We start from the raw sequence: 26,084 nt of genomic DNA, 5'->3' as shown, positions 1-26,084 counted from the left end.
TACTCGGTGCATCGACCGCCGCCACGCCGCAGCACGGGACGCAGTTCCGGCGCCGCGCGAGCGGCTTCACCGATTCCGTTGAAGAAGCCCCGCCCCATGACCAAGATGCCAGACTCCCTTGCCCTCGACGCCCGGCGCGCGATGCCGGCCGAACCGTCGCTGACCGACAGCATCGGCGCGACCAGCACGCCGCTCGACCTCGCCGCGCAGCAGGCCGGCACGCAGACGCTGCTGCGCGGCCTCGCGATCCTCGAGGCGATCGCGAACGGCGCGCGCGACATGCGTGCGATCGGCGCCGCGCTCGGCACGACGCGCAGCACGACGCATCGCCTCGTCAGCAGCCTCGTGCAGGCGCGCTATCTGCGCCAGGTGCAGGGCGGCTACCTGCTCGGCCCGAAGCTGATCGAGCTCGGCACGATCGCGCTCGAACAGATGCCGCTCACCGCGGTGGCGCGTCCGCATCTGGAGGCGCTCGCGGAAGCGACGCTCGATACGATCCATCTCGGCGTGCGCGACGGCGACGACGTGCTGTACATCGACAAGATTCCCGGCACGCGCGGCCTCGAGATGCGCTCGCGCGTCGGCCACCGGATGCCGCTCGCATCGACCGGCATCGGCAAGGCGATGATGCTCGACCTCGATCCCGAGCTGTGGCGCTCGCTGTTCGAAGCCGCGCGGCGCGCGCTGGCCGGCGTCAACTTCAAGCCCGACAACCGGCCCGAGACGAATGCGTTCCTGCAGCGCATGGCCCATTACGCGGCCGGCGGCTATACGTTCGACCTCGAGGAAAACGAGGCGTCGATCCGCTGCGTGGCCGCGCCGATCCGCGACGCGTCGGGCGCGATCGTCGCGGCGGTGTCGGTCGCGAGCACGATTCCGTACATGCCGCACGACCGGATGGACGAACTGATTCCGCTCGTGCAGCGCGAAGCGCGAGCCATTTCCGCGGAACTGGGCTGGAGCCCGCCGCAGGGTACCCGCAGGATCAAACGATGACGACTTCGACCCGGCCCGTTCCGGATGCCTGTTCCGCCGCCCCGTCGCTGATCGCGCTCGACTGGGGCACCACGTCGCTGCGCGCCTATCTGTACGACGCGCACGGTGTGCCGATCGACACGCGCAGCCGGGCGGCCGGCGTGATGCACGTGCCGGGTGGCGGCGCGCGTGCGTTCGACGCGGTGTTCGAGGAAGCGTGCGGCGACTGGCTCGACCGCACGCCCGGCCTGCCGGTGCTCGCCGCCGGGATGGTCGGCAGCGCGCAGGGCTGGCGCGAAGCGCCGTACGTCGCGGTGCCGGCCGGCGCCGACGCGCTCGTCGCGGGCCTCATCACGGTGACGACGGCGCGCGGCGCGACAGTCTCGATCGTGCCGGGCGTGATCGCGACGGGCGACTTGCCCGACGTGATGCGCGGCGAAGAAACGCAGATCGTCGGCGCGCTCGCGAGCGATCCCACGCTTGGCGCCGATCGTTCAGGCGTACTGATCGGCTTGCCGGGAACGCATGCGAAATGGGCGTGGGTGAAGGACGGGCTGATCGAACGCTTCCAGACCTTCATGACCGGCGAGCTGTTCGCGGTGCTGCGCGATCACACGATCCTCGGCCGCACGATGCGCGCGGGTGCGTCGCCCGACCGTGGCGCGTTCGTGCGCGGCGTGGCGGTCGCGCGCGGCGCGCGGCACACGGGGCTGCTCGCGACGATTTTCAGCACGCGCACGCTCGGCCTGACCGACCGGCTCGCGCCCGATGCGCAGGGCGACTACCTGTCCGGCCTGCTGATCGGCCATGAGCTCAATGCGCTCGACGCGATGCTCGCGGAGCGCGGCATCGCGCTCGCGGACCAGCCGCTGCTGCTGATCGGCGACGGCGGCCTGTGTTCGCGCTACGTCGATGCGCTGCAGGTATTCGGCCATGCGCATGCGCGTGTCGCCGCGCAGGCGACCGAGCGCGGCCTGTGGCGGATCGCGTCGCGCGCCGGGCTCGTGCGCGCGGACGGCGAGCCCGTCTGCGCCGACCAATGAACTGCTTGCAGAGGAATCCTCGATGCCGTCCGACCTGACATTGCCCGCGCCGTACACGCCCCACGCCGCCCTGATGCGCGCGTTCGATGCGTGCCCGCTGATCGCGATCATGCGTGGCATCACGCCCGCGGAAGCGGCCGACCACGGCCGCGCGCTCTACGAAGCCGGCTTCCGGATCGTCGAGGTGCCGCTGAACTCGCCGGAGCCGTTCGACAGCATCGCGGCGCTGCGGCGCGCGTTGCCCGACGACATGATCGTCGGCGCGGGCACGGTGTTGCGCGCCGAGTACGTCGACCGCGTGCAGGACGCGGGCGGCGCGCTGATCGTGATGCCGCACAGCGACGCGGCCGTGATCCGCCGCGCCCGCGAGCGCGGGCTGGCGAGCGCGCCGGGCGTCGCAACGCCGACCGAAGCATTCGCGGCGCTGACGAACGGCGCCGACGTGCTGAAGATGTTCCCGGCCGAGCAGCTCGGCGTGACGGTCGTGAAGGCGTGGCGCGCGGTGATCGACCGTGCGGTGCCGCTGGTTCCGGTCGGAGGGATCGCACCGGACAACATGCGGCCGTTCCTCGACGCCGGCGCGAACGGTTTCGGGCTCGGCTCGGCGCTGTACCGTCCCGGCCAGTCGGCGGATACGACCGCGGTGAATGCGCGCGCGTTCCAGGCCGGCTTGCGCGCGGCGCGCGGCGGAGCCGCATGATGGGCCGCCTCACGGGCAAGGTCGCGATGGTGACGGGCGCGGGCCGCGGCATCGGCGCCGCGATCGCGCGTGCGTTCGTGCGCGAAGGCGCGGCCGTCGCGCTCGTCGATCTCGACTTCCCGCAGGCGCAGCACACGGCCGCCGCGATCGCACACGAATGCGACGGCGCGCGCGTGCTGCCGCTGCAGGCGGACGTCGCGCGGCAACAGGCGGTGCGCGATGCGCTCGCGCGGACGGAAGCGGCGTTCGGCCCGCTCGACGTGCTCGTGAACAACGCGGGCATCAACGTGTTCGCCGATCCGCTGACGATGACCGACGACGACTGGCGCCGCTGCTTCGCGGTCGATCTCGACGGCGTGTGGCACGGCTGCCGCGCGGCGCTGGAGGGCATGGTCGAGCGCGGCCGCGGCAGCATCGTGAACATCGCGTCGACGCATGCATTCAGGATCATTCCGGGCTGCTTTCCATACCCGGTCGCGAAGCACGGCGTGCTCGGTCTCACGCGTGCGCTCGGCATCGAATACGCGGCGCGCAACGTGCGCGTGAACGCGATCGCGCCGGGCTACATCGAGACGCAACTGACGCGCGACTGGTGGGACGCGCAGCCCGATCCGGCCGCCGCGCGCGCCGAGACGCTCGCGCTGCAGCCGATGAAGCGGATCGGGAAACCGGAGGAGGTCGCGATGACGGCCGTGTTCCTGGCGTCCGACGAGGCGCCGTTCATCAACGCCGCGTGCATCACCGTCGATGGCGGGCGCGCGGCGCTGTATCACGACTGACACGACTGACGTAACGATTCGAAAGACCGCACGTGCGACGGCCGCGCGCACGCTGCGTCGAAACCAACAAGCGGCTGCATCCTGTTCGATGAAAACAAGGAGACACTGGAGATGAAACGCAGAACGTTCGTAACGCTGGCCGCCGCGGCCGCGGTGGTGATGGGCAGCCCGGTCGCGCACGCGGCCGACCCGGTCAAGATCGGCTTCCTGGTGAAGCAGCCGGAAGAGCCGTGGTTCCAGGACGAGTGGAAATTCGCCGAGATCGCCGCGAAGCAGAAGGGCTTCACGCTCGTGAAGATCGGCGCGCCGTCCGGCGAGAAGGTGATGAGCGCGATCGACAACCTGTCCGCGCAGAAGGCGCAGGGCTTCATCATCTGCACGCCCGACGTGAAGCTCGGGCCGGGCATCGTCGCGAAGGCGAAGTCGCACAACCTGAAGATGATGACGGTCGACGACCGCCTCGTCGACGGCGCGGGCAAGCCGATCGAGTCGGTGCCGCACATGGGGATTTCCGCATACAACATCGGCAAGCAGGTCGGCGACGGCATCGCGGCCGAGATCAAGAAGCGCGGCTGGGACATGAAGGACGTCGGTGCGATCGACATCACCTACGAGCAGTTGCCGACCGCGCACGACCGCACGAGCGGCGCGACCGACGCGCTGGTGGCCGCCGGCTTCCCGAAGGCGAACGTGATCGCGGCGCCGCAGGCGAAGACCGATACCGAGAACGCGTTCAACGCGGCGAACATCGCGCTCACGAAGAACCCGCAGTTCAAGCACTGGGTCGCGTACGGCCTGAACGACGAGGCCGTGCTCGGCGCGGTGCGCGCGGCCGAAGGGCGCGGCTTCAAGGCCGACAACATGATCGGCATCGGCATCGGCGGTTCCGATTCGGCGTTGAACGAGTTCAAGAAGCCGCAGCCGACGGGCTTCTACGGCACCGTGATCATCAGCCCGAAGCGCCACGGCGAGGAAACCTCGGACCTGATGTACGCGTGGATCACGCAGGGCAAGGCGCCGCCGCCGCTGACGCTGACGACGGGCATGCTCGCGACGCGCGAGAACGTGTCGAAGGTGCGCGAGGAGATGGGGCTCGCATCGAAGTAAGCGGCCCGCCGGCTGCCGCGGCGACGCGGCGGCCGGCGGTCGATGGATCCGGAAGTGGGGAGACGACGTGTCAGCGGCACTGCGTTTTGACAATATCGGCAAGGTATTTCCCGGCGTGCGCGCACTCGACGGCATTTCGTTCGACGTGCATGCGGGCGAGGTGCATGGCCTGATGGGCGAGAACGGCGCGGGCAAGTCGACGCTGTTGAAGATTCTCGGCGGCGAATACCAGCCCGACGCGGGCAGCGTGCTGGTCGACGGCCAGCCCGTGCAGTTCGCGAATGCGGCCGCGTCGATCGCGGCCGGCATCGCGGTGATTCACCAGGAATTGCAGTACGTGCCCGATTTGACGGTCGCGGAAAACCTGCTGCTCGGCCGCTTGCCGAATGCGTTCGGCTGGGTCAGGAAGCGCGAGGCGAAGCGTTACGTGCGCGAGCGGCTCGCCGAGATGGGCGTCGATCTGGACCCCGACGCGCGGCTCGGGCGGCTGTCGATCGCGCAGCGGCAGATGGTCGAGATCTGCAAGGCGCTGATGCGCAATGCACGCGTGATCGCGCTCGACGAACCGACGAGCTCGCTGTCGCATCGCGAGACGGAAGTGCTGTTCAAGCTGGTCGACGATCTGCGCGCGCAGGGCCGTGCGCTGATCTACATCTCGCACCGGATGGACGAGATCTACCGGCTGTGCGACGCGTGCACGATCTTCCGCGACGGGCGCAAGATCGCGTCGCACGAGGCGCTGGCCGACGTGCCGCGCGAGCGGCTCGTCGCCGAGATGGTCGGGCGCGAGATCGCCGACATCTACCATTACGCGCCGCGCGCGCTCGGCGACGTGCGGTTTTCCGCCGAAGGCGTCGACGGCCCGGCATTGCGCGAACCGGCGAGCTTCTCGGTGCGCGCGGGCGAGATCGTCGGCTTCTTCGGGCTCGTCGGCGCCGGCCGCAGCGAGCTGATGCGGCTCGTGTACGGCGCGGACCGCCGGCGCGCCGGCGTGCTGACGCTCGACGGCCAGCGCATCGACGTGAAGCGCACCGGCGACGCGATCCGCCACGGCATCGTGCTGTGCCCGGAGGACCGCAAGGAAGAAGGAATCATCGCGATCGCGTCGGTCGCGGAGAACATCAACATCAGTTGCCGCCGCCATTCGCTGCGTGCGGGGCTCTTCATCAACGGCAAGACCGAAAGCGAAACGGCCGACCGCTTCATCCAGCGGCTGAAGATCAAGACGCCGAACCGGCGCCAGAAGATCCGCTTCCTGTCGGGCGGCAACCAGCAGAAGGCGATCCTGTCGCGCTGGCTCGCGGAGCCCGACCTGAAGGTCGTGATCCTCGACGAGCCGACGCGCGGGATCGACGTCGGCGCGAAGCACGAGATCTACGACGTGATCTACCGGCTCGCGGAGCGCGGCTGCGCGATCGTGATGGTGTCGTCGGAGCTGCCGGAAGTGCTCGGCGTGTCCGACCGCATCGTCGTGATGCGCGAAGGGCGGATCGCCGGCGAGCTGGCGCGCGCCGACGCGAACGAGCACGCGGTGCTGAACCTCGCGCTGCCGCAGACGAGCGCGGCCGAGGCGGCCTGACGCGGCCGGCTACGTCCGGACAAGCCCGGGACAATCGAATCGAACACGCGCGGCGCGGGCCGCGCGATGCAGGAGCAGGAGACACACCATGCAAGCCAACGAAAACCTTGCCAGCGCCGCCGTGAAGCCGTCGGCCGACGCGCTGGTTCCGCAGCAGAGCGACCGCCAGAAGTGGTGGCAGCATCTGACCGAATACAGCCTGATCGCGATCTTCGCGGTGATGTTCATCACGATGTCGCTGACCGTCGATCACTTCTTCTCGATCGACAACATGCTGGGCCTCGCGCTGTCGATCTCGCAGATCGGCATGGTCGCGTGCACGATGATGTTCTGTCTCGCGTCGCGCGACTTCGACCTGTCGATCGGCTCGACCGTCGCGTTCTCCGGCGTGCTGTGCGCGATGGTGCTGAACGCGACCGACAACACGTTCGTCGCGATCGTCGCCGCGGTCGCGGCCGGCGCCGCGATCGGCTTCGTGAACGGCGCGGTGATCGCGTACCTGCGCATCAACGCGCTGATCACGACGCTCGCGACGATGGAGATCGTGCGCGGGCTCGGCTTCATCGTGTCGAAGGGGCAGGCGGTCGGCGTGTCGTCGGACACCTTCATCGCGCTCGGCGGGCTGTCGATGTTCGGCGTGTCGCTGCCGATCTGGGTCACGCTGCTGTGCTTCATCGGGTTCGGCGTGCTGCTGAACCAGACCATCTATGGCCGCAACACGCTCGCGATCGGCGGCAATCCGGAGGCGTCGCGGCTCGCGGGGATCAACGTCGAACGCACGCGCGTGTACATCTTCCTGATCCAGGGCGCGGTGACGGCGCTCGCGGGCGTGATCCTCGCGTCGCGCATCACGTCGGGCCAGCCGAACGCCGCGCAGGGCTTCGAGCTGAACGTGATTTCCGCGTGCGTGCTCGGCGGCGTGTCGCTGATGGGCGGCCGCGCGACGATCTCGGGCGTCGTGATCGGCGTGCTGATCATGGGCACCGTCGAGAACGTGATGAACCTGCTGAACATCGACGCGTTCTACCAGTACCTCGTGCGCGGCGCGATCCTGCTCGCGGCCGTGCTGCTCGACCAGTTGAAGAACCGCGGCGTACGCGACTGACCGAATCCACGGAGACGACACGCATGACCATCGACCCATCAGCGCAGGGCACGCACGCGGCGGCGAGCGACGCGCGCTATGCGCGCTACCCGAGCCTCGAGGATCGCGCGGTGCTGATCACGGGCGGCGCGACCGGCATCGGCGCGTCGTTCGTCGAGCACTTCGCCGAACAGGGCGCGCGCGTCGCGTTCGTCGACCTCGACGCGGCGGCCGGCGCCGCGCTGGCCGAACGCCTCGCGCACGTGCGCCATGCGCCGCTGTTCCTGTCCTGCGACCTGACCGACATCGACGCGCTGCGCCGGGCGATCGACGCGATCCGCGCGCGCATCGGCGCGATCGCGGTGCTCGTGAACAATGCGGCGAACGACACGCGCCATGCGATCGGCGACGTGACGCCGGCGTCGTTCGATGCCGGCATCGCGGTGAACCTGCGTCACCAGTTCTTCGCCGCGCAGGCGGTGATCGACGACATGAAGCGGCAGGGCGGCGGCTCGATCGTCAATCTCGGCTCGATCAGCTGGATGCTGAAGAACGGCGGCTATCCCGTCTACGTGATGGCGAAGGCGGCCGTGCAGGGCCTGACGCGCGGCCTCGCACGCGATCTCGGCCCGTTCGGCATCCGCGTGAATTCGCTGGTGCCCGGCTGGGTGATGACCGACAAGCAGCGCCGGCTGTGGCTCGACGACGCAGGCCGCGCGGCGATCAAGGCCGGCCAGTGCATCGACGCCGAACTGCTGCCGGCCGACCTCGCACGGATGGCGCTGTTTCTCGCGGCCGACGACAGCCGGATGATCACCGCGCAGGACGTGATCGTCGACGGCGGCTGGGCCTGATCGTTCGCACGACCTGCATCGTTTCTTCGACGAAGGAAAGGAGCTCACCATGACCGCCACGTCCTCGCGCGCATCGTCGTCCGCCAGCCAGTCGCGCCGCGCGCGCCTGGCCGCCGCCGCCCAGCCGGTCAGCCCCGGCCCGCAGACGGCCGTGTTCGCGCAGGGCGTCGGCGCCGCGCATGCGGCGGCCGTCACGCTGTCGAACGCGTCGCTGCGGCTCGACGTGCTGCCGCACCTCGGCGGCGGCATCGCGCGCTTCGACTGGCGCGGCGACAACGGCGCGCTGATGCCGGTGTTCCGCCGTTGCGAGCACCCAGAGACGGTGACGGACCCGAACGAGCTCGCGTGCTACCCGCTGCTGCCGTACTCGAACCGGATCGGCGGCGGGCGCTTCGAATGCGACGGGCGCAAGGTCGCGGTGCCGCGCAACCGCCGCGACGAGCCGCTGCCGATCCACGGCGACGGCTGGCTCGCGCCGTGGCAGGTGGACGATGCGACCGACACGTCGCTGCAACTGTCGCTCGATCGTGCGGCCGGCGCGCCGTATGCGTTCCGCGCGATCCAGTCGTTCGAACTCGACGACGCGACGCTGTCGATCGCGCTGACGATCGAGAACGCGGGCCGCGCGCGGCTGCCGTTCGGGCTCGGCGTGCATCCGTTCCTCGTGCGCGATACGGAGACCGAGCTGGCCGCGGCGGCGGGCGGCCTGTGGCTGTCGGGCGCCGATTTCCTGCCGGTGCGGCACGTCAGCGTGCCGCCGGCCTGGCAGTTCGGCGTCGCGTATCCGCTGCCGGCCACGCTCGTCAATCACGCGTTCACCGGCTGGGGCGGCCACGCGACGGTGAGCTGGCCGCGCCGCCGGCTGTCGCTGACCGTCGCGGCCGACGCCGACGCGTACGTGCTCTATACGCCGCCGGGCGAGGATTTCTTCTGCTTCGAGCCGGTCGATCATCCGATCAATGCGGTGAACCTGCCGGGCGGCGCGGCCGCGCACGGGATGACGCTGCTCGCGCCCGGCGAGCGGCTCACGCGGCGCTTCGCGTTCACCGTCGAGCGCGCCGATGCGCGCGGCAATGGCGCGACACGCGAGGCAGCGCGGCGACGCGGGTAAAATACGCGGTCTACCAACGGTTTGCCGCGAGTATCCGCCATGTCTTCCCCGCTTACTTTCATCGAATCGCTGCGCGCCGCGTGGCAGCGCACGAATTCGCTGCTGTGCGTCGGCCTCGATCCCGAGCCGTCGCGCTTTCCCGTGCAGTTCGACGGCCAGCCCGACGCGATCTTCGAATTCTGCCGGCAGATCGTCGACGCGACCGCGCCGTATGCGAGCGCGTTCAAGCCGCAGATCGCGTACTTCGCCGCGCATCGCGCGGAAGACCAGCTCGAGCGGCTGATCGCGCACATCCATCTCCAGCATCCGGGCCTGCCGGTGATCCTCGACGCGAAGCGCGGCGACATCGGCAGCACGGCCGAGCAGTACGCGCGCGAGGCGTTCGAGCGCTATCGCGCGGACGCCGTCACGGTGAACCCGTACATGGGCTACGACTCGGTCGAGCCGTACTTCGAGCATGAAGGCAAGGGCGTGATCGTGCTGTGCCGCACGTCGAACCCGGGCGGCTCGGACCTGCAGTTCCTCGATACGAACGGGCGGCCGCTGTATCAGGTCGTGGCCGATCTCGCGGCGAACAAGTGGAACGCGAGGAACGGCCAGCTCGGCCTCGTGGTCGGCGCGACGTTCCCGAAGGAAATCGAGATCGTGCGCGGGATCGTCGGCGACATGCCGCTCCTGATCCCCGGCATCGGCGCGCAGGGCGGCGACGTGCAGGCGACCGTCAACGCGGGCCGCACGGCCGACGGCACCGGGATGATGATCAACTCGTCGCGCGCGATCCTGTATGCGAGCAAGGGCGAGGATTTCGCCGAAGCCGCGGCGCTCGCCGCGCAGAAGACGCGCGACACGATCAACGCGCATCGCTGAAATACCGGCCGCCCGCTCGGGCGGCCTTCGACCGCCGCGCCCGCGTTCGCGGGCCGCGCGCCTTCATCGTGTATTCGCCGTCCTGGCGCACGCGAACAATTTTCCGTCGCTTCCGTATCGCATACGCGCAGTTTATTCGCGCGATGCTGCCGCTTGTCATCGATCCGTCACAAAAATGTCAAAGAAGGGAGCGACGCCATGCCCAAGCTGTCCCGCCGTCTTCTGAGCGCGTTCGCCGCGTCGCTGTGCATGACGTTCGCCCATGCGGCGGACCTGTCGCACTGGCCGGCCGACAGCGCGAAAGCGCTGAACGCGATGATCGCCGCGCACGCGAACCGCGGCGACTACGCGGTGTTCGACGCCGACAACACGACCTACCGCTACGACCTCGAGGAATCGCTGCTGCCGTATCTCGAGAACCACGGCGTGCTGACGCGCGACTCGCTCGACCCGTCGCTGAAGCTGATCCCGTTCAAGGATTCCGCCGACTACAAGGAATCGCTGACGAGCTACTACTACCGGTTGTGCGAGATCGACGATCTGGTCTGCTATCCGTGGATCGCGCAGGCGTTCGCCGGGCAGTCGCTCGCCAGCCTGAAGCGCCACGTCGACGCGATGCTCGCCGACGGCAAGCCGATCCCGATCCGCTACTGGCAGGGCGACAAGGTGGTCGACGGCACGGTGAATCCGCCGCGCTTCTTCCGCGGGATGCAGGAGCTGTACAACGCGCTGCGCGAGAACGGCATCGACGTCTACGTGATGACGGCCGCGCACGAGGAACTCGCGCGGCTCGTGCTGTCCGACCCGAAGTACGGCTACAACGTGAAGCCGCAGAACGTGATCGGCGTGACGACGCTGCTGCGCGACCCGGCCACCGGCGCGCTGACCACGTCGCGGCTGCAGATCAAGGCCGGCAAGTACGACGAGGCCGCGAACCGCAACCTCGTGATCACGCCGTTCCTGATGAACCCGATGACGTGGTACGAAGGCAAGCTCGGTTCGATCGTCGGCTGGATCGACCAGTGGAAGAAGCCGGTGCTCGTCGCGGGCGACACGCCGAGCTCCGACGGCTACATGCTGCTGAACGCGACCGACGTCGCGCGCGGCGGCGTGCGCGTGTGGGTCAACAAGAAGGACAAGCAGATGACGCAGATCCGCGCGTGGTCGGACGAATCGGCCGCGAAGCAGAAGGCGCTCGGCCTGCCGGTGACGGCGGACAAGAACTGGATCGTCGTGAAGCCCGACGCGATCCAATAAGCGGGCGCGGCGCGCCACGCGCGCCCGGGCCGCTCAGCCTTCGTGTTCGTCGAGCAGCTTCAGCAGCCCGCGCAGCGCATGCGCGGCCGCCTGCGTGCGGATCTGTTCGCGGTCGCCCTTGAACACGCGCGTCTCGACGTCGGTATGCAGCCGGTTGCTCCAGCCGAACGACACGGTGCCGACCGGCTTCTTCTCGCTGCCGCCGGCCGGGCCCGCGATGCCGGTGACGGACAGCGCGACCTGCGCGCGGCTGTTGCGCAGCGCGCCTTCGGCCATCGCGCGCGCGACGGGCTCGCTGACGGCGCCGTGCTTGTCGATCAGGTCGGGCGGCACGCCGATCATCTCGATCTTGGCCTGGTTCGAGTACGTGACGAAGCCGCGCTCGAACCACTGGCTGCTGCCGGAAATGTCGGTGATCGCCGTGGCGATCATCCCGCCGGTGCAGGATTCGGCGGTGGCGAGCGTGAGGTGCTCGTCACGCAGCTTGTTGCCTGCGCGGATCGCAAGCTGATGGACGACGGAATCGGTTGGCATGCGCGTCGGGAAACGGGAGTCGGGAAATCGGTCAGCCGGCGACGGAGCGCCACAGCGCGATCACGAGCAGCGTCATGAACGCGGCGACGAGGTCGTCGACCATGATGCCGAGCCCGCCTTTCAGGCGGCGGTCGAAGTAGCGGATCGGCGGCGGCTTGAGCATGTCGAAGAAGCGGAACGCGACGAACGCCCATAGCTGGCCGACGAAGGTCGCCGGCGTGACGAACAGCATCACGAGCCAGATCGCGACGATCTCGTCCCAGACGACGGCGCCCGGATCGGACACGCCGGCCTGCTTCGCGGTGAAACCGGTGATCCACGTGCCGGCCGCGAAGCCGACGGCGATCAGCGCCCACCATTCGGGCACCGTCAGGTAGCGGTTGAGCACGACGAACGTGAGCCAGCCGAACAGCGAGCCGAACGTGCCGGGCATGATCGGCGCGAGCCCGCTGCCGAAGCCGAGCGACACGATATGCGCGGGGTGCGACAGCATGAAGCGGGCCGTCACGCGTGTCGGCGCGGGCCGCGCGGCGCCGGAATCGGCCGCGGCGTGCGCGGGCGTCGGATCAGTCTGCATGGAAGTGGTCGAAGCCGTGCAACGTGAGAGCGAGGGGCGCGCCGGCGGCGTCGCGCCACGCGATGGCGGGTTGGGCCGACGGCGCGGACAACGCGCGTATTGTACCGATTCGCGTGACCGGCACGCCGGCCGCGGCGCCGGCCGCTTCGACCGCCGCGCGGGCCGCGACGGGCGCCGTGAAGCACAGTTCGTAATCGTCGCCGCCCGCCAGCGTGCAGCGGCGCTGCACGTCGGCCGGCAGCGTCGCGAGCGCGACCGAGCGCGGCACCGCGTCGGCGTCGATCTCGGCGCGCACGTTCGAGCGCGTCAGGATGTGCTGGAGGTCGCCGGCGAGGCCGTCCGACAGGTCGAGCGCCGCGTGCGCGACGCCCGCGAGCGCCAGGCCGAGCGCGACGCGCGGTTCGGGCCGCTCGAGCGCGCGCCGGAACGCGGCGGCTTCATGCGCGCCGGCGGTCCATTCGCCGCGGGCGACGCCGAGCCCCGCGCGCGCATCGCCGAGCGTGCCGGACACCCATACGTCGTCGCCGTCGCGCGCGGCATCGCGCCGCAGCGCCGCGTCGGGCGCGACTTCGCCGAACACGGTCACGCACAGGTTCAGTGGCCCGCTCGTCGTGTCGCCGCCGATCAGCTCGCAGCCGTATCGGTCGGCCAGCGCGAACAGCCCGTTGCTGAACGCTTCGAGCCACGCCGCGTCGGCGCGCGGCAGCGCGCACGCGAGCGTGAACGCGCGCGGCTCGGCGCCCATCGCCGCGAGATCCGACAAATTGACCGCGAGCGTCTTGTGGCCCAGCGCGTCGGGCGCGACATCGGGAAAGAAGTGGCGGCCTTCCACCAGCATGTCCGTCGAAATGGCCAGCAATTTCCCGGATCGGGGCGCAATCAGTGCGCAATCGTCGCCGATGCCGAGCGTCGACGCGCGGGCGCCCCGGGCGGCGCGGCGCGTGAAGAAGCGTTCGATCAGCGAAAACTCGGAGAGGGCGGCTGGCACGGCGGGCGGTCCGAAACGGTTGAAGGAGCGGCATTGTACGAGGCGGGCGGCGGCGCGCCTGTACCATCCAGTTCATTTTTGTCGCGACTGTCGCACCCGAATCGCCGGTCTGGCGGCCGGTGATTGGCGCTACAATGCCGTCGAACAGTTATTCTAATCCGCCCGTCACGAGACACATGTCTACCCAAGCCTCCTCCAAAGCCAAGCTCCGCGAAGCCGCGCTCGACTATCACGAATTTCCGACCCCCGGCAAAATCGCGATCGCCCCGACCAAGCAGATGATCAACCAGCGCGACCTCGCGCTCGCGTATTCGCCGGGCGTGGCGTTCGCGTGCGAGGAGATCGTCGAGAATCCGCTGAACGCCGCGCGCTTCACCGCGCGCAGCAACCTGGTCGGCGTCGTCACGAACGGCACGGCGGTGCTCGGTCTCGGCAACATCGGCCCGCTCGCGTCGAAGCCGGTGATGGAAGGCAAGGCCGTGCTGTTCAAGAAGTTCGCGGGCATCGACGTGTTCGACATCGAGCTGAACGAGTCGGACCCGCACAAGCTCGTCGACGTGATCGCCGCGCTGGAGCCGACCTTCGGCGGGATCAACCTCGAGGACATCAAGGCGCCGGACTGCTTCATCGTCGAGCGCGAAGCGCGCAAGCGGATGAAGATTCCGGTGTTCCACGACGACCAGCACGGCACCGCGATCGTTGTGGCCGCGGCCGTCACGAACGGCCTGAAGGTCGTCAACAAGGACATCAAGAAGGTCAAGCTCGTCGCGTCCGGCGCGGGCGCGGCCGCGCTCGCGTGCCTGGACCTGCTGGTCGACATCGGGCTGCCGCTCGAGAACATCACGGTGACCGACCTGGCCGGCGTGGTCTACAAGGGCCGCACCGAGCTGATGGATCCGGACAAGGAGCGTTTCGCGCGCGAAACCGACGCCCGCACGCTCGCCGAGGTGATCGACGGCGCGGACATCTTCCTCGGCCTGTCGGCCGCCGGCGTGCTGAAGCAGGAGATGGTGAAGGGCATGGCCGAGCGCCCGCTGATCCTCGCGCTCGCGAACCCGACGCCGGAAATCCTGCCGGAACTCGCGCTCGAGGTGCGCCCGGACGCCGTGCTGGCCACCGGCCGCACCGATTACCCGAACCAGGTCAACAACGTCCTGTGCTTCCCGTTCATCTTCCGCGGCGCGCTCGACGTCGGCGCGACGACGATCACGCGCGAAATGGAGATCGCCGCCGTGAACGCGATCGCCGAGCTCGCGCAGCACGAGCAGAGCGACATCGTCGCGACCGCGTACGGCATCCAGGATCTGTCGTTCGGGCCCGAATACCTGATTCCGAAGCCGTTCGATCCGCGCCTGATCGTGAAGATCGCACCGGCCGTCGCGCAGGCCGCGATGGACGGCGGCGTCGCGACGCGCCCGATCGAGGACATGGACGCGTACAAGCAGCACCTGCAGCAGTTCGTGTACCACAGCGGCACGACGATGAAGCCGATCTTCCAGATCGCGCGCGCCGCGCCGGAAGAGAAGAAGCGCGTGGTGTTCGCGGAAGGCGAGGAAGAGCGCGTGTTGCGCGCCGTTCAGATCATCGTCGACGAAAAACTCGCGAAGCCGATCCTGATCGGCCGCCCGTCGGTGATCGAGCACCGTATCCAGCGCTACGGCCTGCGCCTGACGCCGGGCACCGATTTCACGGTCGTCAACACCGAGCACGACGAGCGCTACCGCGACTTCTGGCAGACGTACTACAAGATGATGGCGCGCAAGGGCATCAGCGAGCAGCTCGCGCGTGTCGAAATGCGCCGTCGGACGACGCTGATCGGCTCGATGCTGGTGAAGAAGGGCGAAGCGGACGGGATGATCTGCGGCACGATCAGCACCACGCACCGCCACCTGCACTTCATCGACCAGGTGATCGGCAAGCGCCCGGGCTGCAGCGTGTACGCGGCGATGAACGGCCTCGTGCTGCCGGGCCGCCAGATTTTCCTCGTCGATACGCACGTGAACGTCGATCCGACCCCGGAGGAGCTGGCCGAGATCACGATCATGGCCGCCGAAGAAGTGCGCCGCTTCGGCATCGAACCGAAGGTCGCGCTGGTGTCGCACTCGAATTTCGGCACGAGCAACGCACCTTCGGCGAAGAAGATGCGCGATACGCTCGCGATCCTGCAGGAAACCGCGCCGGAGCTGAAGGTGGACGGCGAAATGCACGGCGACGTGGCGCTCGACGCGGCGCTGCGCAAGGAGATCCTGCCGGAATCGACGCTGGAAGGCGAAGCGAACCTGCTGATCCTGCCGAACATCGACGCCGCGAACATCGCGTACAACCTGCTGAAGACGGCCGCCGGCAACAACATCGCGATCGGGCCGATCCTGCTGGGCGCCGCGCAGCCGGTGCACGTGCTGACCGAATCGGCGACCGTTCGTCGCATCGTCAACATGGCGGCGCTGCTGGTGGCCGACGTCAACGCCGCGCGCTGAGCCGACACGAACGCGCGGCGCCGGTCGAACCGGGGCCGCGCGCCGGGCGAAATTGTAAACAAAGGCAAAAAGAGGCGTGCCCGCAAGGGGCACGCCGCGGGCAGGGCGCAACCGCGCTTCCCATAAGCAACAGCAGCATCTTTCCACTCCGGGTAGCGAGTGTGGCAAGGAGGCAGGTCTTGCCATACGAAAGATGCCGCACGCATTTTATCCTATGTAAGATAAATGTAGTGCAATTTCGGTAAAAATGCGGAATTCGGGGCGTCGCGTGGCTTTCGATTCCCAAACGGACATTGATTCGCGCGGCCAATAACGCTACGCTAACGCCTTTGTTGGTCGTCAACTACTTGATTTAACAGCGGGAACCCTGGTTCATGGCACGCAAGTGGCTCCGCAACGGCGCGCTCGCGTCCGTCTTCGCGATGTTCGCGATGGGTATCGTCGGCACGCCGACGGGCAGTCTGGTTTCCGCCGCTTACGCACGGGAGGCCGTTCCGGCCGACGTGGCCGCCAGCGGGCTCGATACGATCCCGACTGCCAGTCTTCCGCGCGAGGCCGTGACCACGCTGGGCCTGATCAGCGCCGGCGGCCCCTATCCGTACGAGAAAGACGGCGTCGTGTTCGGCAACCGCGAGCGGATCCTGCCGAAGGCGAAGCGCGGCTACTACCATGAGTACACGGTGCCGACGCCGCGTGCGCGCAATCGCGGCGCGCGCCGGATCGTCTGTGGCGGGCCGTTGCGCCGGATCGACAACTGTTATTACACGGGCGACCACTACAACAGTTTTAAACGTATTGTTGAATGACTTCGGGACGAATGGCATGAGCGACTCCATCTACGCGCACGATACGGCGGCGGCGGATCTGTTCGCGGCCGGCGACGGCAATCTGTTTCAGCGTGTGATTCAGCTGCACGCGGCGGCGCAGGCCGGTGGCACGCCGGAGCAACAGGAAGCCGAGCCCGGGCTTTCATCGAACGAGGAGCCTATGAGCCTTTTCACGACCGTGCGACCCAATCTCGTGCAGTCGATCCGCGCGTTCCGCGTGCAGGATCTCGCCGACGAAGCCGGTCGGCTCGGCCAGCATTTCCTGTATGCGTATTGCGGCGCCGCGCAGTCGAAGCAGGAAGTGATGGAAACGATCGCGACCTCGTTCCTGTTTCCGAAGCATTTCGGGAAGAACTACGACGCGCTGTACGATTGCCTCACCGATCTCGTCGCGAAGGCCGGCGCGCAGCCTGGTTTCGTGATCGTCCTCGAAGGGTTGCCGATCGCGCAGAAATTCGACAAGGAAGGGCGCGAAACGCTGCTCGACGTGTTCCGCGAGGCGGCCGAGTTCTGGGCCGAGCGCAAGGTCGCGTTCCGCGTGTTCTACTCGTTCGCGTAAGCGCGTCGGCGGGCCGGCACGCCGCGTTGTCGCAGCTTCCGGTCGTTGTTCGCCGCCGGCACCGGAATCCGGTGCGCAGCGTCTCGAAAACCCGCCATTGCGCGGGTTTTTGTGCATCTGGCGACTGAATCGGCGAGTGCGCCGTACGCCCGATGGGCGTACTTCACGTCATTGCAGCGATGCCGGCGACGAGCATGCGCTTGCACGGATCGTCTCGTACACGACAACGCAATTCATCGCCGCGGAATGAACCTGAGACGATCCGCGCGTTGAAGTCGAGCCGGAGCGAATCGCTCGCGGTCGCCGATCACCACCCGCCCCAGCGTGCCGCCAGCGCCGCGAGCACGGCCGCGCCGGCCGTCTCGGTACGCAGCACGCGCGGCCCGAGCGACAACGCGGTGAACCCGCGTGCGCGGGCCGCATTTTCCTCGTCCGGCGACAGCCCGCCCTCCGGGCCGATCAGCAGCGTGACGGCGCCCGCGGGCGGCGCGTCGGGCAGCGACGCGAACGGGATGCTCGCGCGCGGCGACAGCAGCAGCCGCAGTTCGCCGTCGGCCGGCGCGGCCGGCAGCGCGTCGAGCCATGCGTGGAAGCCGGCCACCGGCGCGACGTCGGGCACGCGGTTGCGTCCGCACTGTTCGCACGACGCGCGCACGACGCCGCGCCAGTGCGCGACGCGCTTGTCCGCCCGTTCGCCGGCGAGCTTCACGACGCCGCGCGCGGTCGACAGCGGCACGACCGCCGCGACGCCGAGCTCGACGGCTTTCTCGATCACCCAGTCCATCTTGTCGCCGCCGGCGATGCCCTGCGCGAGCGTCACGCGATACGGCGGCTCGGCCTCGGCGGGCTCGAACGTATCGACCTGCACGAGCGCGCCGCGCTTGTCGACCTCGACGAGCCGCGCGCGGTACTGGCCGCCCGTGCCGTCGAACAGCGCGAGCGCGTCGCCGGGCTGCAGGCGCAGCACCTGCACGTGGCGCGCGACGTCGGCCGGCAATGCGAGCGGGGCATCGGCGCGCGGCGCGGCGTCGACGAAAAAGCGCGGCACGGCCGCGGTGGTGGTGGCTTCATTCATGCGTGTGGCGGTTTCGGTCATGCGTCGAGACGGCACCCGAGCGCCCAGCGGTAGCCGTCGAGATCCTCGATCTGCGCGAACCGGTCGCCCCAGAACTGATCCTGCGGCGCGCTCAGCGATTTCGCGCCCGCGTCGAGCGCGCGCTGCCAGGTGGCGTCGACGTCGTCGACATACAGATAGAACGATTGCGGCGCGGTGGCGTTCGCGCGCTTCGGCGTGAGCGCGGGCGAGCCGAACGCGCCCTCGGGCGCGAACATCACGATCAACTGGCCGCGATAGGCCATCTCGACGTGCATGATCGCGCCGTCCTCGTCGTGCACGTCGCGTACCGTGAAGCCGAATGCGGCCTGGAAGAACTCGATGGCCGCGCGCGCGTTGCGCACGGTCAGGTAGGGCGTCAACCAAGGCACGTTGGCCGGACGTGGATCGGTCATGAAGATCTCCTGTTGCACGGTATCGGCGCCGCGGCGCCTGCGCCGGTCTCATGCTGGAACGACGGAACGTTGCGCGGCGTGCCGAGGTTCAGCGGCGAACGCCCAGTGTATCGCGCAGCGCGCGGGGCAGGGCAAAGAGGGACGCATGCAGCCGCGCATCGTAGTAGCGCAAGCCGTCGACGCGGCGGGCCGCGAGCCGTTCGTCCACGTCGTGCGCGAACAGCGCGGCCGCATCGAGCGTGTCGCTCGCGATCGCCATCAGCCACTGCGAGCCGTACAGCGGCACGTGCGCCGACAGTGGGTCGACGACCGCGAAGCTCGCGCGCAGATCGTCGAGCAGCGCGGCGATGCGCGCGGCATGGAACACCGGCGAGCCGAGATGCATCGAGATCGCGCCGCAGCGCGTGAGGATTCGCTTGAGCCGCGCGTAGAACGCACGCGTATAGAGGCCGGCCGCCGGCGAATCGGGCGGCGTGAGGTCGAACACCACGAGATCGAAATGTTCGACCGTCGAATCGACGAAGTGCGCGGCGTCGCCGATCACGACCTCGACGCGCGGGTCGTCGAGCGCGCCCTGGTGCACGTCGTCGAGATAGCGGCGCGCCATCCCGACCACCTCGTGGTCGAGCTCGGCGATCACGATCCGTTCGATGCACGCGTGCTTGAGCAACTGGCGCGCCGCGCCGCCGTCGCCGCCGCCGAGCACGAGCGCTTTCTTCGGCGCCGGATGCGCGAGCGCGGCCGGGTGCGTCATGCACTCGTGATACACGTACTCGTCGCCGACCGACGTCATCGGCCGGCCGTCCAGCGTGAACAGGCGGCCGAGTTGCGGCGTTTCCCACACTTCGATGCGCTGGTGCGGCGACGCCACGTGCGCGAGCCGGCGCGCGTTCGGGAAGCCGTAGGCGGCGTTGGGCGTGGGATGGAAGAGAAGGGTCGTGCTCACGGGTGGGGCCGCGGGAGGCGGGCAGTTCCGACGCCTGAATTATAGGAGGCGGGCGGTTTGGCGGAAAACCGTGCCGGAACACGACGCGCCGACAAGGGAAATGCCGGCCCATCTGTTAAAATGACGAGCTTTGCAGCCCCGTCCGTTGGCTCCGTCCGCTTCGCGTCCGTCAGGCGCCGCACCGCGCGCCGGGAACGATTGACGCTCGAGCTTCCGGATGCCGCCGTGCCCCCGTTTCCTCGACTCGTTCTCCGGACTCGACATGACGACTTCGTCTCCCGCCTCCACCACCTTGATGGCCAACGCGATCCGTGCGCTCGCGATGGACGCCGTCCAGCAAGCGAACTCCGGTCACCCGGGCATGCCGATGGGCATGGCCGAAATCGGCGTCGCGCTCTGGTCGCGCCATCTGAAGCACAATCCGGCGAACCCGCACTGGGCCGACCGCGACCGTTTCGTGCTGTCGAACGGCCATGGCTCGATGCTGCTGTACTCGCTGCTGCACCTGACCGGCTACGACCTGCCGATCGAAGAGCTGAAGAACTTCCGCCAACTGCACTCGAAGACGCCGGGCCACCCGGAATACGGGATCACGCCGGGCGTCGAGACGACCACCGGCCCGCTCGGCCAGGGTCTCGCGAACGCGGTCGGCATGGCGCTCGGCGAAGCGCTGATGGCCGACGAGTTCAACCGTGACGGCGCGAAGATCGTCGATCACCACACGTACGTGTTCCTCGGCGACGGCTGCCTGATGGAAGGCATCTCGCACGAAGCCTGCTCGCTCGCGGGCACGCTGAAGCTGAACAAGCTGATCGCGCTGTACGACGACAACGGCATCTCGATCGACGGCGACGTCGTGAACTGGTTCCACGACGACACGCCGAAGCGCTTCGAAGCGTACGGCTGGAACGTGATCCCGAACGTGAACGGCCACGACGTCGACGCGGTCGACGCGGCCATCGCGAAGGCGAAGTTGTCGGACAAGCCGACGCTGATCTGCTGCAAGACGGTGATCGGCAAGGGCGCGGCGACCAAGGCCGGCGGCCACGACGTGCACGGCGCGGCGCTCGGCGCGGAAGAAATCGCGAAGACGCGCGAAGCGCTCGGCTGGAAGTGGGAGCCGTTCGTGATTCCTCAGGAAGTCTATGCGGCCTGGGACGCGAAGGAAGCCGGCAAGCGGGCCGAGTCCGAATGGGACGCGACGTTCGCGGCCTATCGCGCGAAGTTCCCGGCGGAAGCGGCCGAATTCGAGCGCCGGATGGCGAACAAGCTGCCGGCCGACTGGGCCGAGAAGGCCGCGGCGATCATCGCCGGCGCGAACGAGCGCGCCGAGACGGTCGCGACCCGCAAGGCGTCGCAGCAGGCGATCGAAGGCCTCGCCGCCGCGCTGCCCGAGCTGCTCGGCGGCTCGGCCGATCTGACCGGCTCGAACCTGACCAACTGGAAGGCGTCGAAGGCGGTGCGCGCGAATCCGGAAGGCGCGGGCGTGCTGCTCGGCAACCACATCAACTACGGCGTGCGCGAATTCGGCATGAGCGCCGCGATCAACGGCCTCGCGCTGCACGGCGGCCACAAGCCGTTCGGCGGCACGTTCCTGACGTTCTCCGACTACAGCCGCAACGCGCTGCGCGTGGCCGCGCTGATGAAGGTGCCGTCGATCTTCGTGTTCACGCACGATTCGATCGGCCTCGGCGAAGACGGCCCGACGCACCAGTCGATCGAGCACGTGTCGAGCCTGCGCCTGATCCCGAACCACGACGTGTGGCGTCCTGCCGACACGGTCGAGACGGCCGTCGCGTGGACCCACGCGGTCGCCGCCGATCGTCCGTCGAGCCTGATCTTCAGCCGTCAGAACCTTGCGTTCAACCCGCGTACCGATGCGCAGATCGCGAACATCGAGAAGGGCGGCTACGTGCTGAAGGACTGGGACGAGGAAATCGTCGCGCGCAAGATCATCCTGATCGCGACGGGCTCGGAAGTCGAACTCGCGATGAAGGCCGTCGAGCCGCTCGCGCAACAGGGCATCGCGGCCCGCGTCGTGTCGATGCCGTCGACCAACGTGTTCGATCGCCAGGACGCCGAATACCGCGAACGCGTGCTGCCGCACGGCGTGCGCCGCGTCGCGATCGAAGCGGGCGTGACGAGCTTCTGGCACAAGTACGTCGGCCTCGAGGGCGGCGTCGTCGGGATCGACACGTTCGGCGAATCGGCGCCGGCCGGCGTGCTGTTCAAGTACTTCGGTTTCACCGTCGAGCACGTCGTCGAGACCGTGAAGGCCGTGCTGGCCTGAAAGCATACGCGACGCGCGCCACCCGTTGCGCGCGTCGCACCGTGAAGCTGCACGAAACGAATTTTTTCAGCCATCAGGAGATAGACCATGACGATTCGCGTCGCAATCAACGGCTACGGCCGTATCGGCCGCAACACGCTGCGCGCGTTCTATGAAAACGGCAAGAAGCACGATCTCGAGATCGTCGCGATCAACGACCTGGGCGATGCGAAGACCAACGCGCACCTGACCCAGTACGACACCGCGCACGGCAAGTTCCCGGGCGACGTGTCGGTCGACGGCGACTACCTCGTCGTGAACGGCGACAAGATCCGCGTGCTCGCGAACCGCAACCCGGCCGAACTGCCGTGGGGCGAGCTGGGTGTCGACGTCGTGATGGAATGCACGGGCTTCTTCACGACGAAGGAAAAGGCGAGCGCGCACCTGAAGGGCGGCGCGAAGAAGGTAATCATCTCGGCGCCGGGCGGCAAGGACGTCGACGCGACGATCGTCTACGGCGTGAACCACGACGTGCTGAAGGCCGAGCACACGGTCATCTCGAACGCATCGTGCACGACGAACTGCCTCGCGCCGCTCGTCAAGCCGCTGAACGACAAGATCGGCCTCGAAACCGGCCTGATGACGACGATCCACGCGTACACGAACGACCAGGTGCTGACGGACGTCTATCACGAAGACCTGCGCCGCGCGCGTTCGGCCACGCACAGCCAGATCCCGACGAAGACGGGTGCCGCATCGGCCGTCGGCCTCGTGCTGCCGGAACTGAACGGCAAGCTCGACGGCTACGCGATCCGCGTCCCGACGATCAATGTGTCGATCGTCGACCTGTCGTTCATCGCGAAGCGCGACACGACGGTCGAGGAAGTCAACGCGATCATGAAGGAAGCATCGGAAGGCGCGCTGAAGGGCATCCTCGGCTACAACGACGCACCGCTGGTGTCGATCGACTTCAACCACAACCCGGCTTCGTCGACGTTCGACGCGACGCTGACCAAGGTGTCGGGCCGTCTCGTGAAGGTGTCGAGCTGGTACGACAACGAGTGGGGTTTCTCGAACCGCATGCTCGATACGGCTGTCGCATTCGCGAACGCGAAGTAATCGTGCACGTCGCGCGGCCGCCGCAAGGCGGCCGGCGTGGCGAACGAACCCGGCCCGGGGTTTCCCGGCCGGGTTTTTTATTGCCCGGCGTAACCTCTCGGAGAGCATGGGGCTGGTCGTCCGCGTTCGGTCAAAAATTGATGGTGGTCGCCTAGAAGAACGAACATTTGACGCCAAGGTGACCGGCGGACAGAAACGGGGCGTAGGTCTGCCGATAATCATCGGCATCGGTTGACAGCTAAGCGTTAGATAGCGTCCTTGTCTCCATTTTCCGAGACGTTATGCTTGCGCGAGTTTTGTACGATTCGTTGAATTAGTGAATTGAAACCAATTACCAGTTGCCCCAAGCTGTGATTGTGAATGGTTATGGACTTTGAATAGTCGTTTCGATGGGCATGGATAGCAAGTACTGTCGGAACGTCGGCGCCCCATGCGCGTGCTTCGGGCAGTAGATAGCTGTGCTTATACGAATTCGATAACTCTATGAGGATCTCGGCGATTTCTTCATTCGGTCGAATGTACTCACGGATAATTTCAGCGCCAAACGCGGTCGGCCTGCCGGAACGAAATAGCATCCCATATCCGTCGACCTCAATGCGCCGAGTTCTCGCTATTTCTTCTGATCGGGATCTGCAGTAAAGCGACATCACAAGATCGTCGATTACTCGGCGCATGGACAGGAGCACCGCTTCGACCGTGAAAAAGTATTTGAATATTTCCTTGGCTTGATAGGCATCGGTTGCCGCGTCAACTAACATGGCCAGATGTCGGAGGCGATTCTCGATTTCGACTGCAACCAGCACGCCGTTGATTAAGCCAGGGATGCTAGGGGGATGAGGAAGTTGGAACGTACTGTACTGTTTAACTAAATACGGTAACTCGGATTCGGAACCTGAGTAAAAATTTCGCTCTCTGATGTTTTCGTTGGTTGCCATGTTAGACCTATGCTTTTTCGAGTGAGATCGCCGTACCGATACCGAATGAAGTTCATATGCACCGTGGCCGTTTTCGTGCGTAGGCGACACTTGTGCTTACTTGGACGATTGACGTGCATCGGTGCGCGACATCTACGGAAATTTGAGCACGCTCTTTTTCTGGCCGAGAATCCGCCGTCACCTACCCGATCGCATCGACGAACGCGCGCTTGAGCGGGCTGTCGAGATCCGTCCACGCGAGCCCGATGCCGCTGCGGTGGCCGGCCAGGTCGAGCGGCCGCGCGAGCACGTTCGGCGGCAGCGCGCTGGCCGCTTCCGCCGGGATCAGCCCGATCCCCATCCCGGCCGCGACGAGCGCGAGCATCGTCGTGAATTCCCCGAACTCCTGCGCAATGTCGAGCGTCGTGCCCGCGCGGCTCAATGCGAGCAGCATCTCGTCGTGAAAGCCGGGCGCGTAGCGGCGCGCGAGCACGAACGTGGGCTCGCCGCGCAGCGCGGCCGGTGAAATCGCATCGTGCGCGGCCAGCGGATGGTCGAGCGGCAGCGCGACGACGAAGCCTTCCTCGAGCACCACGCGCGTGTCGATGCCCGCGTAGGCGGCCGGCAGCCGGATCATCCCGAAATCGATCCGGCGCTCGCGCAGCGCGGCGATCTGGTCGGGCGTCGGCATGTCCTTCAGCTCGAGCGCGATCAACGGATAGCGCTCGCGCATCGTGCGCAGCACGGCCGGCAACAGCGCCGGCAAGACCGACGACACGAACGCGATCCGCAGCGTGCCGATTTCGCCGCGGCTCGACCGCCGCGCGATCTGTTCCGCGCGCGCGGCCTGCTGCAGCGTCGCCCGCGCTTCGGGCAGGAACACGCGCCCGGTGTCGCTCAATTCGACCTTGTGCCGGTCGCGCTCGAACAGGCGCGCGCCGAGTTCCGCCTCGAGCGCCTTGATCTGCATGCTCAGCGCGGGCTGCACGATGCACAGGCGCTGCGCGGCGCGCCCGAAATGCAGCTCTTCCGCGAGCGTGACGAAGGCGCGCAATTGCTTGAGTTCCATTGGGGCGGCGGGTGCGAGAAGGCGGTAATCAGTTTTCATGATAACCGGATCAAAAAAGACCATTGGCGCGGACCCGGCCGGCGGCCGAAGATACCGTCGATGCGAGACCGGCCGCGATGGGCAGCCGGCTCGACCGGCACGAGGAGACATCCATGGCTAACGCGCTTGACCGGTTCCGCCTCGACGGCCGCCGCGCGCTGATTACCGGTTCCGGCCGCGGGATCGGGCTGACGCTCGCCCGCGGGCTCGCGGAAGCCGGCGCGGCGATCGTCATCAACGATCGCAATGAAGAGAAGGCGGCGACGCTCGCGCGCCAGTTCCGCGACGAAGGCTTCGCGGCCGACCATGCGGTGTTCGACGTGGCCGAGCACGCGCAGGTACGCGCGGCGATCGACGACTTCGAGGCGCGCGTCGGCGCGATCGACATCCTCGTGAACAACGCGGGCATCCAGCGCCGTGCGCCGCTCGACGCATTCGACCCGGACGACTGGCATGCGCTGATGCGCGTGAATCTCGACGGCGTGTTCAACGTCGCGCAGGCGGTCGCGCGGCACATGATCGCGCGCGGTCGCGGCAAGATCATCAACATCTGCTCGGTGCAGAGCGAGCTTGCGCGGCCGACGATCGCGCCGTATGCGGCGACCAAGGGCGCGGTGCGAATGCTGACCAAAGGAATGTGCGCCGACTGGGCGCGCCACGGCATCCAGGCGAACGGCCTCGCGCCCGGCTATTTCGAAACCGAGCTGAATCGCGCGCTGGTCGACGACGCGGCGTTTTCCGACTGGCTGTGCAAGCGCACGCCGGCCGGCCGCTGGGGGCAGGTCGACGAGCTGTGCGGCGCGGCGATCTTCCTCGCGTCGGCCGCGTCCGATTTCGTGAACGGCCAGACGTTGTTCGTCGACGGCGGCCTGACCAGCGCCGTCTAACGAGGAGAGCGTGT

Annotated in this window: 25 protein-coding genes; 17 read left to right on the top strand and 8 right to left on the bottom strand. The window is 67.8% G+C overall.

Annotated elements, in window-relative coordinates; translation table 11 throughout:
* The first annotated feature begins 96 nt into the window (after positions 1-96).
* The 11 genes from KPB06_RS21755 to KPB06_RS21705 all read left to right on the top strand — a co-directional run bounded on the left by KPB06_RS21755 (position 97) and on the right by KPB06_RS21705 (position 11,356).
* A complete protein-coding gene (locus KPB06_RS21755; RefSeq protein WP_059580957.1) occupies positions 97-996 on the top strand; it encodes an IclR family transcriptional regulator in 900 nt (299 codons plus the stop codon).
* A complete protein-coding gene (locus KPB06_RS21750) occupies positions 993-2,018 on the top strand; it encodes a 2-dehydro-3-deoxygalactonokinase (RefSeq protein WP_059580960.1) in 1,026 nt (341 codons plus the stop codon). The genes KPB06_RS21755 and KPB06_RS21750 overlap by 4 nt, the downstream gene beginning before the upstream one ends.
* Before the next feature lie 22 nt (positions 2,019-2,040).
* The gene (locus tag KPB06_RS21745; RefSeq protein ID WP_059580963.1) at positions 2,041-2,718 is read left to right on the top strand and encodes a 2-dehydro-3-deoxy-6-phosphogalactonate aldolase; all 678 of its coding nucleotides are present in this window, start codon (positions 2,041-2,043) and stop codon (positions 2,716-2,718) included.
* On the top strand, positions 2,718-3,497 hold the full coding sequence (locus KPB06_RS21740; RefSeq protein WP_059581198.1) for an SDR family oxidoreductase: 780 nt from the start codon (positions 2,718-2,720) through the stop codon (positions 3,495-3,497). The genes KPB06_RS21745 and KPB06_RS21740 overlap by 1 nt, the downstream gene beginning before the upstream one ends.
* Positions 3,498-3,608: 111 nt before the next feature.
* Entirely contained in the window at positions 3,609-4,604 is a 996-nt protein-coding gene (locus KPB06_RS21735) for an arabinose ABC transporter substrate-binding protein (protein WP_059580965.1), read from the top strand.
* A gap of 67 nt (positions 4,605-4,671) precedes the next feature.
* Positions 4,672-6,183 carry an L-arabinose ABC transporter ATP-binding protein AraG gene (gene araG / locus KPB06_RS21730; RefSeq protein ID WP_059580968.1) on the top strand — a complete coding sequence of 504 codons (1,512 nt, stop codon included), beginning with the start codon at positions 4,672-4,674 and terminating at the stop codon, positions 6,181-6,183.
* Between the two features lie 88 nt (positions 6,184-6,271).
* On the top strand, positions 6,272-7,288 hold the full coding sequence (araH, locus tag KPB06_RS21725; protein WP_059580970.1) for an L-arabinose ABC transporter permease AraH: 1,017 nt from the start codon (positions 6,272-6,274) through the stop codon (positions 7,286-7,288).
* 23 nt (positions 7,289-7,311) lie between these two features.
* The gene (locus KPB06_RS21720) at positions 7,312-8,121 is read left to right on the top strand and encodes an SDR family NAD(P)-dependent oxidoreductase (RefSeq protein WP_059580973.1); all 810 of its coding nucleotides are present in this window, start codon (positions 7,312-7,314) and stop codon (positions 8,119-8,121) included.
* A 49-nt stretch (positions 8,122-8,170) separates the two neighbouring features.
* The gene (locus tag KPB06_RS21715; RefSeq protein ID WP_059580975.1) at positions 8,171-9,232 is read left to right on the top strand and encodes an aldose 1-epimerase; all 1,062 of its coding nucleotides are present in this window, start codon (positions 8,171-8,173) and stop codon (positions 9,230-9,232) included.
* Between the two features lie 39 nt (positions 9,233-9,271).
* Complete coding sequence (gene pyrF, locus KPB06_RS21710; protein ID WP_011544549.1) at positions 9,272-10,099, top strand: orotidine-5'-phosphate decarboxylase; 828 nt, start codon at positions 9,272-9,274, stop codon at positions 10,097-10,099.
* Between the two features lie 198 nt (positions 10,100-10,297).
* Positions 10,298-11,356, top strand: coding sequence for a hypothetical protein (locus tag KPB06_RS21705; RefSeq protein ID WP_059580977.1), 1,059 nt, complete (start codon positions 10,298-10,300; stop codon positions 11,354-11,356).
* Positions 11,357-11,389: 33 nt separating this feature from the next.
* Here the strand turns inward: KPB06_RS21705 and KPB06_RS21700 are convergent, their stop codons facing one another.
* Genes KPB06_RS21700 through thiL form a run of 3 tightly spaced genes read right to left on the bottom strand, consistent with a single transcriptional unit; the run spans position 11,390 to position 13,455 of the window.
* On the bottom strand, positions 11,390-11,890 hold the full coding sequence (locus tag KPB06_RS21700; protein ID WP_059580979.1) for a CinA family protein: 501 nt from the start codon (positions 11,888-11,890) through the stop codon (positions 11,390-11,392).
* Between the two features lie 31 nt (positions 11,891-11,921).
* Positions 11,922-12,467 carry a phosphatidylglycerophosphatase A family protein gene (locus KPB06_RS21695; RefSeq protein ID WP_059580990.1) on the bottom strand — a complete coding sequence of 182 codons (546 nt, stop codon included), beginning with the start codon at positions 12,465-12,467 and terminating at the stop codon, positions 11,922-11,924.
* Positions 12,457-13,455: a thiamine-phosphate kinase gene (thiL, locus tag KPB06_RS21690; protein WP_059580993.1), complete on the bottom strand. Its 999-nt coding sequence runs from the start codon at positions 13,453-13,455 to the stop codon at positions 12,457-12,459. The genes KPB06_RS21695 and thiL overlap by 11 nt, the downstream gene beginning before the upstream one ends.
* A 134-nt stretch (positions 13,456-13,589) precedes the next feature.
* Here thiL and KPB06_RS21685 point away from each other — a divergent pair, with 134 nt between their 5' ends.
* The 3 genes from KPB06_RS21685 (at position 13,590) to KPB06_RS21675 (ending at position 17,318) form a co-directional block, all read left to right on the top strand.
* Positions 13,590-15,932 carry an NADP-dependent malic enzyme gene (locus tag KPB06_RS21685; RefSeq protein ID WP_319001459.1) on the top strand — a complete coding sequence of 781 codons (2,343 nt, stop codon included), beginning with the start codon at positions 13,590-13,592 and terminating at the stop codon, positions 15,930-15,932.
* Positions 15,933-16,306: 374 nt separating this feature from the next.
* Positions 16,307-16,738, top strand: coding sequence for a guanyl-specific ribonuclease (locus KPB06_RS21680; protein ID WP_060312627.1), 432 nt, complete (start codon positions 16,307-16,309; stop codon positions 16,736-16,738).
* Positions 16,739-16,754: 16 nt separating this feature from the next.
* Entirely contained in the window at positions 16,755-17,318 is a 564-nt protein-coding gene (locus KPB06_RS21675; protein WP_059581000.1) for a barstar family protein, read from the top strand.
* A 307-nt stretch (positions 17,319-17,625) separates the two neighbouring features.
* Here KPB06_RS21675 and KPB06_RS21670 read toward each other — a convergent pair whose 3' ends face one another.
* The 3 genes from KPB06_RS21670 to speE form a co-directional block, all read right to left on the bottom strand.
* On the bottom strand, positions 17,626-18,393 hold the full coding sequence (locus tag KPB06_RS21670) for a 16S rRNA (uracil(1498)-N(3))-methyltransferase (RefSeq protein ID WP_059581201.1): 768 nt from the start codon (positions 18,391-18,393) through the stop codon (positions 17,626-17,628).
* A 17-nt stretch (positions 18,394-18,410) separates the two neighbouring features.
* Positions 18,411-18,827: a VOC family protein gene (locus KPB06_RS21665; RefSeq protein WP_059581002.1), complete on the bottom strand. Its 417-nt coding sequence runs from the start codon at positions 18,825-18,827 to the stop codon at positions 18,411-18,413.
* Between the two features lie 88 nt (positions 18,828-18,915).
* Positions 18,916-19,773, bottom strand: coding sequence for a polyamine aminopropyltransferase (gene speE, locus KPB06_RS21660; RefSeq protein WP_059581005.1), 858 nt, complete (start codon positions 19,771-19,773; stop codon positions 18,916-18,918).
* 217 nt (positions 19,774-19,990) lie between these two features.
* Here speE and tkt point away from each other — a divergent pair, with 217 nt between their 5' ends.
* Complete coding sequence (tkt, locus tag KPB06_RS21655; RefSeq protein WP_059581007.1) at positions 19,991-22,063, top strand: transketolase; 2,073 nt, start codon at positions 19,991-19,993, stop codon at positions 22,061-22,063.
* Positions 22,064-22,150: 87 nt separating this feature from the next.
* Positions 22,151-23,161: a type I glyceraldehyde-3-phosphate dehydrogenase gene (gap, locus tag KPB06_RS21650; RefSeq protein ID WP_059581011.1), complete on the top strand. Its 1,011-nt coding sequence runs from the start codon at positions 22,151-22,153 to the stop codon at positions 23,159-23,161.
* A gap of 245 nt (positions 23,162-23,406) precedes the next feature.
* Here the strand turns inward: gap and KPB06_RS21645 are convergent, their stop codons facing one another.
* Both KPB06_RS21645 and KPB06_RS21640 read right to left on the bottom strand, forming a co-directional pair.
* A complete protein-coding gene (locus KPB06_RS21645; protein ID WP_143328687.1) occupies positions 23,407-24,096 on the bottom strand; it encodes a hypothetical protein in 690 nt (229 codons plus the stop codon).
* A gap of 181 nt (positions 24,097-24,277) precedes the next feature.
* The gene (locus tag KPB06_RS21640; RefSeq protein ID WP_059608822.1) at positions 24,278-25,144 is read right to left on the bottom strand and encodes a LysR family transcriptional regulator; all 867 of its coding nucleotides are present in this window, start codon (positions 25,142-25,144) and stop codon (positions 24,278-24,280) included.
* A 152-nt stretch (positions 25,145-25,296) separates the two neighbouring features.
* Between KPB06_RS21640 and KPB06_RS21635 the strand changes: the two genes are divergently transcribed.
* Positions 25,297-26,070 (top strand): SDR family NAD(P)-dependent oxidoreductase, encoded by a 774-nt coding sequence (locus tag KPB06_RS21635; protein ID WP_059581203.1) that lies wholly within the window; start codon positions 25,297-25,299, stop codon positions 26,068-26,070.
* Positions 26,071-26,084: the final 14 nt, after the last annotated feature.

The organism is Burkholderia semiarida, from assembly GCF_029268935.1.
In the GTDB taxonomy this organism is placed as follows: domain Bacteria; phylum Pseudomonadota; class Gammaproteobacteria; order Burkholderiales; family Burkholderiaceae; genus Burkholderia; species Burkholderia semiarida.
This window is presented reverse-complemented; position numbering and strand designations above follow the sequence as displayed.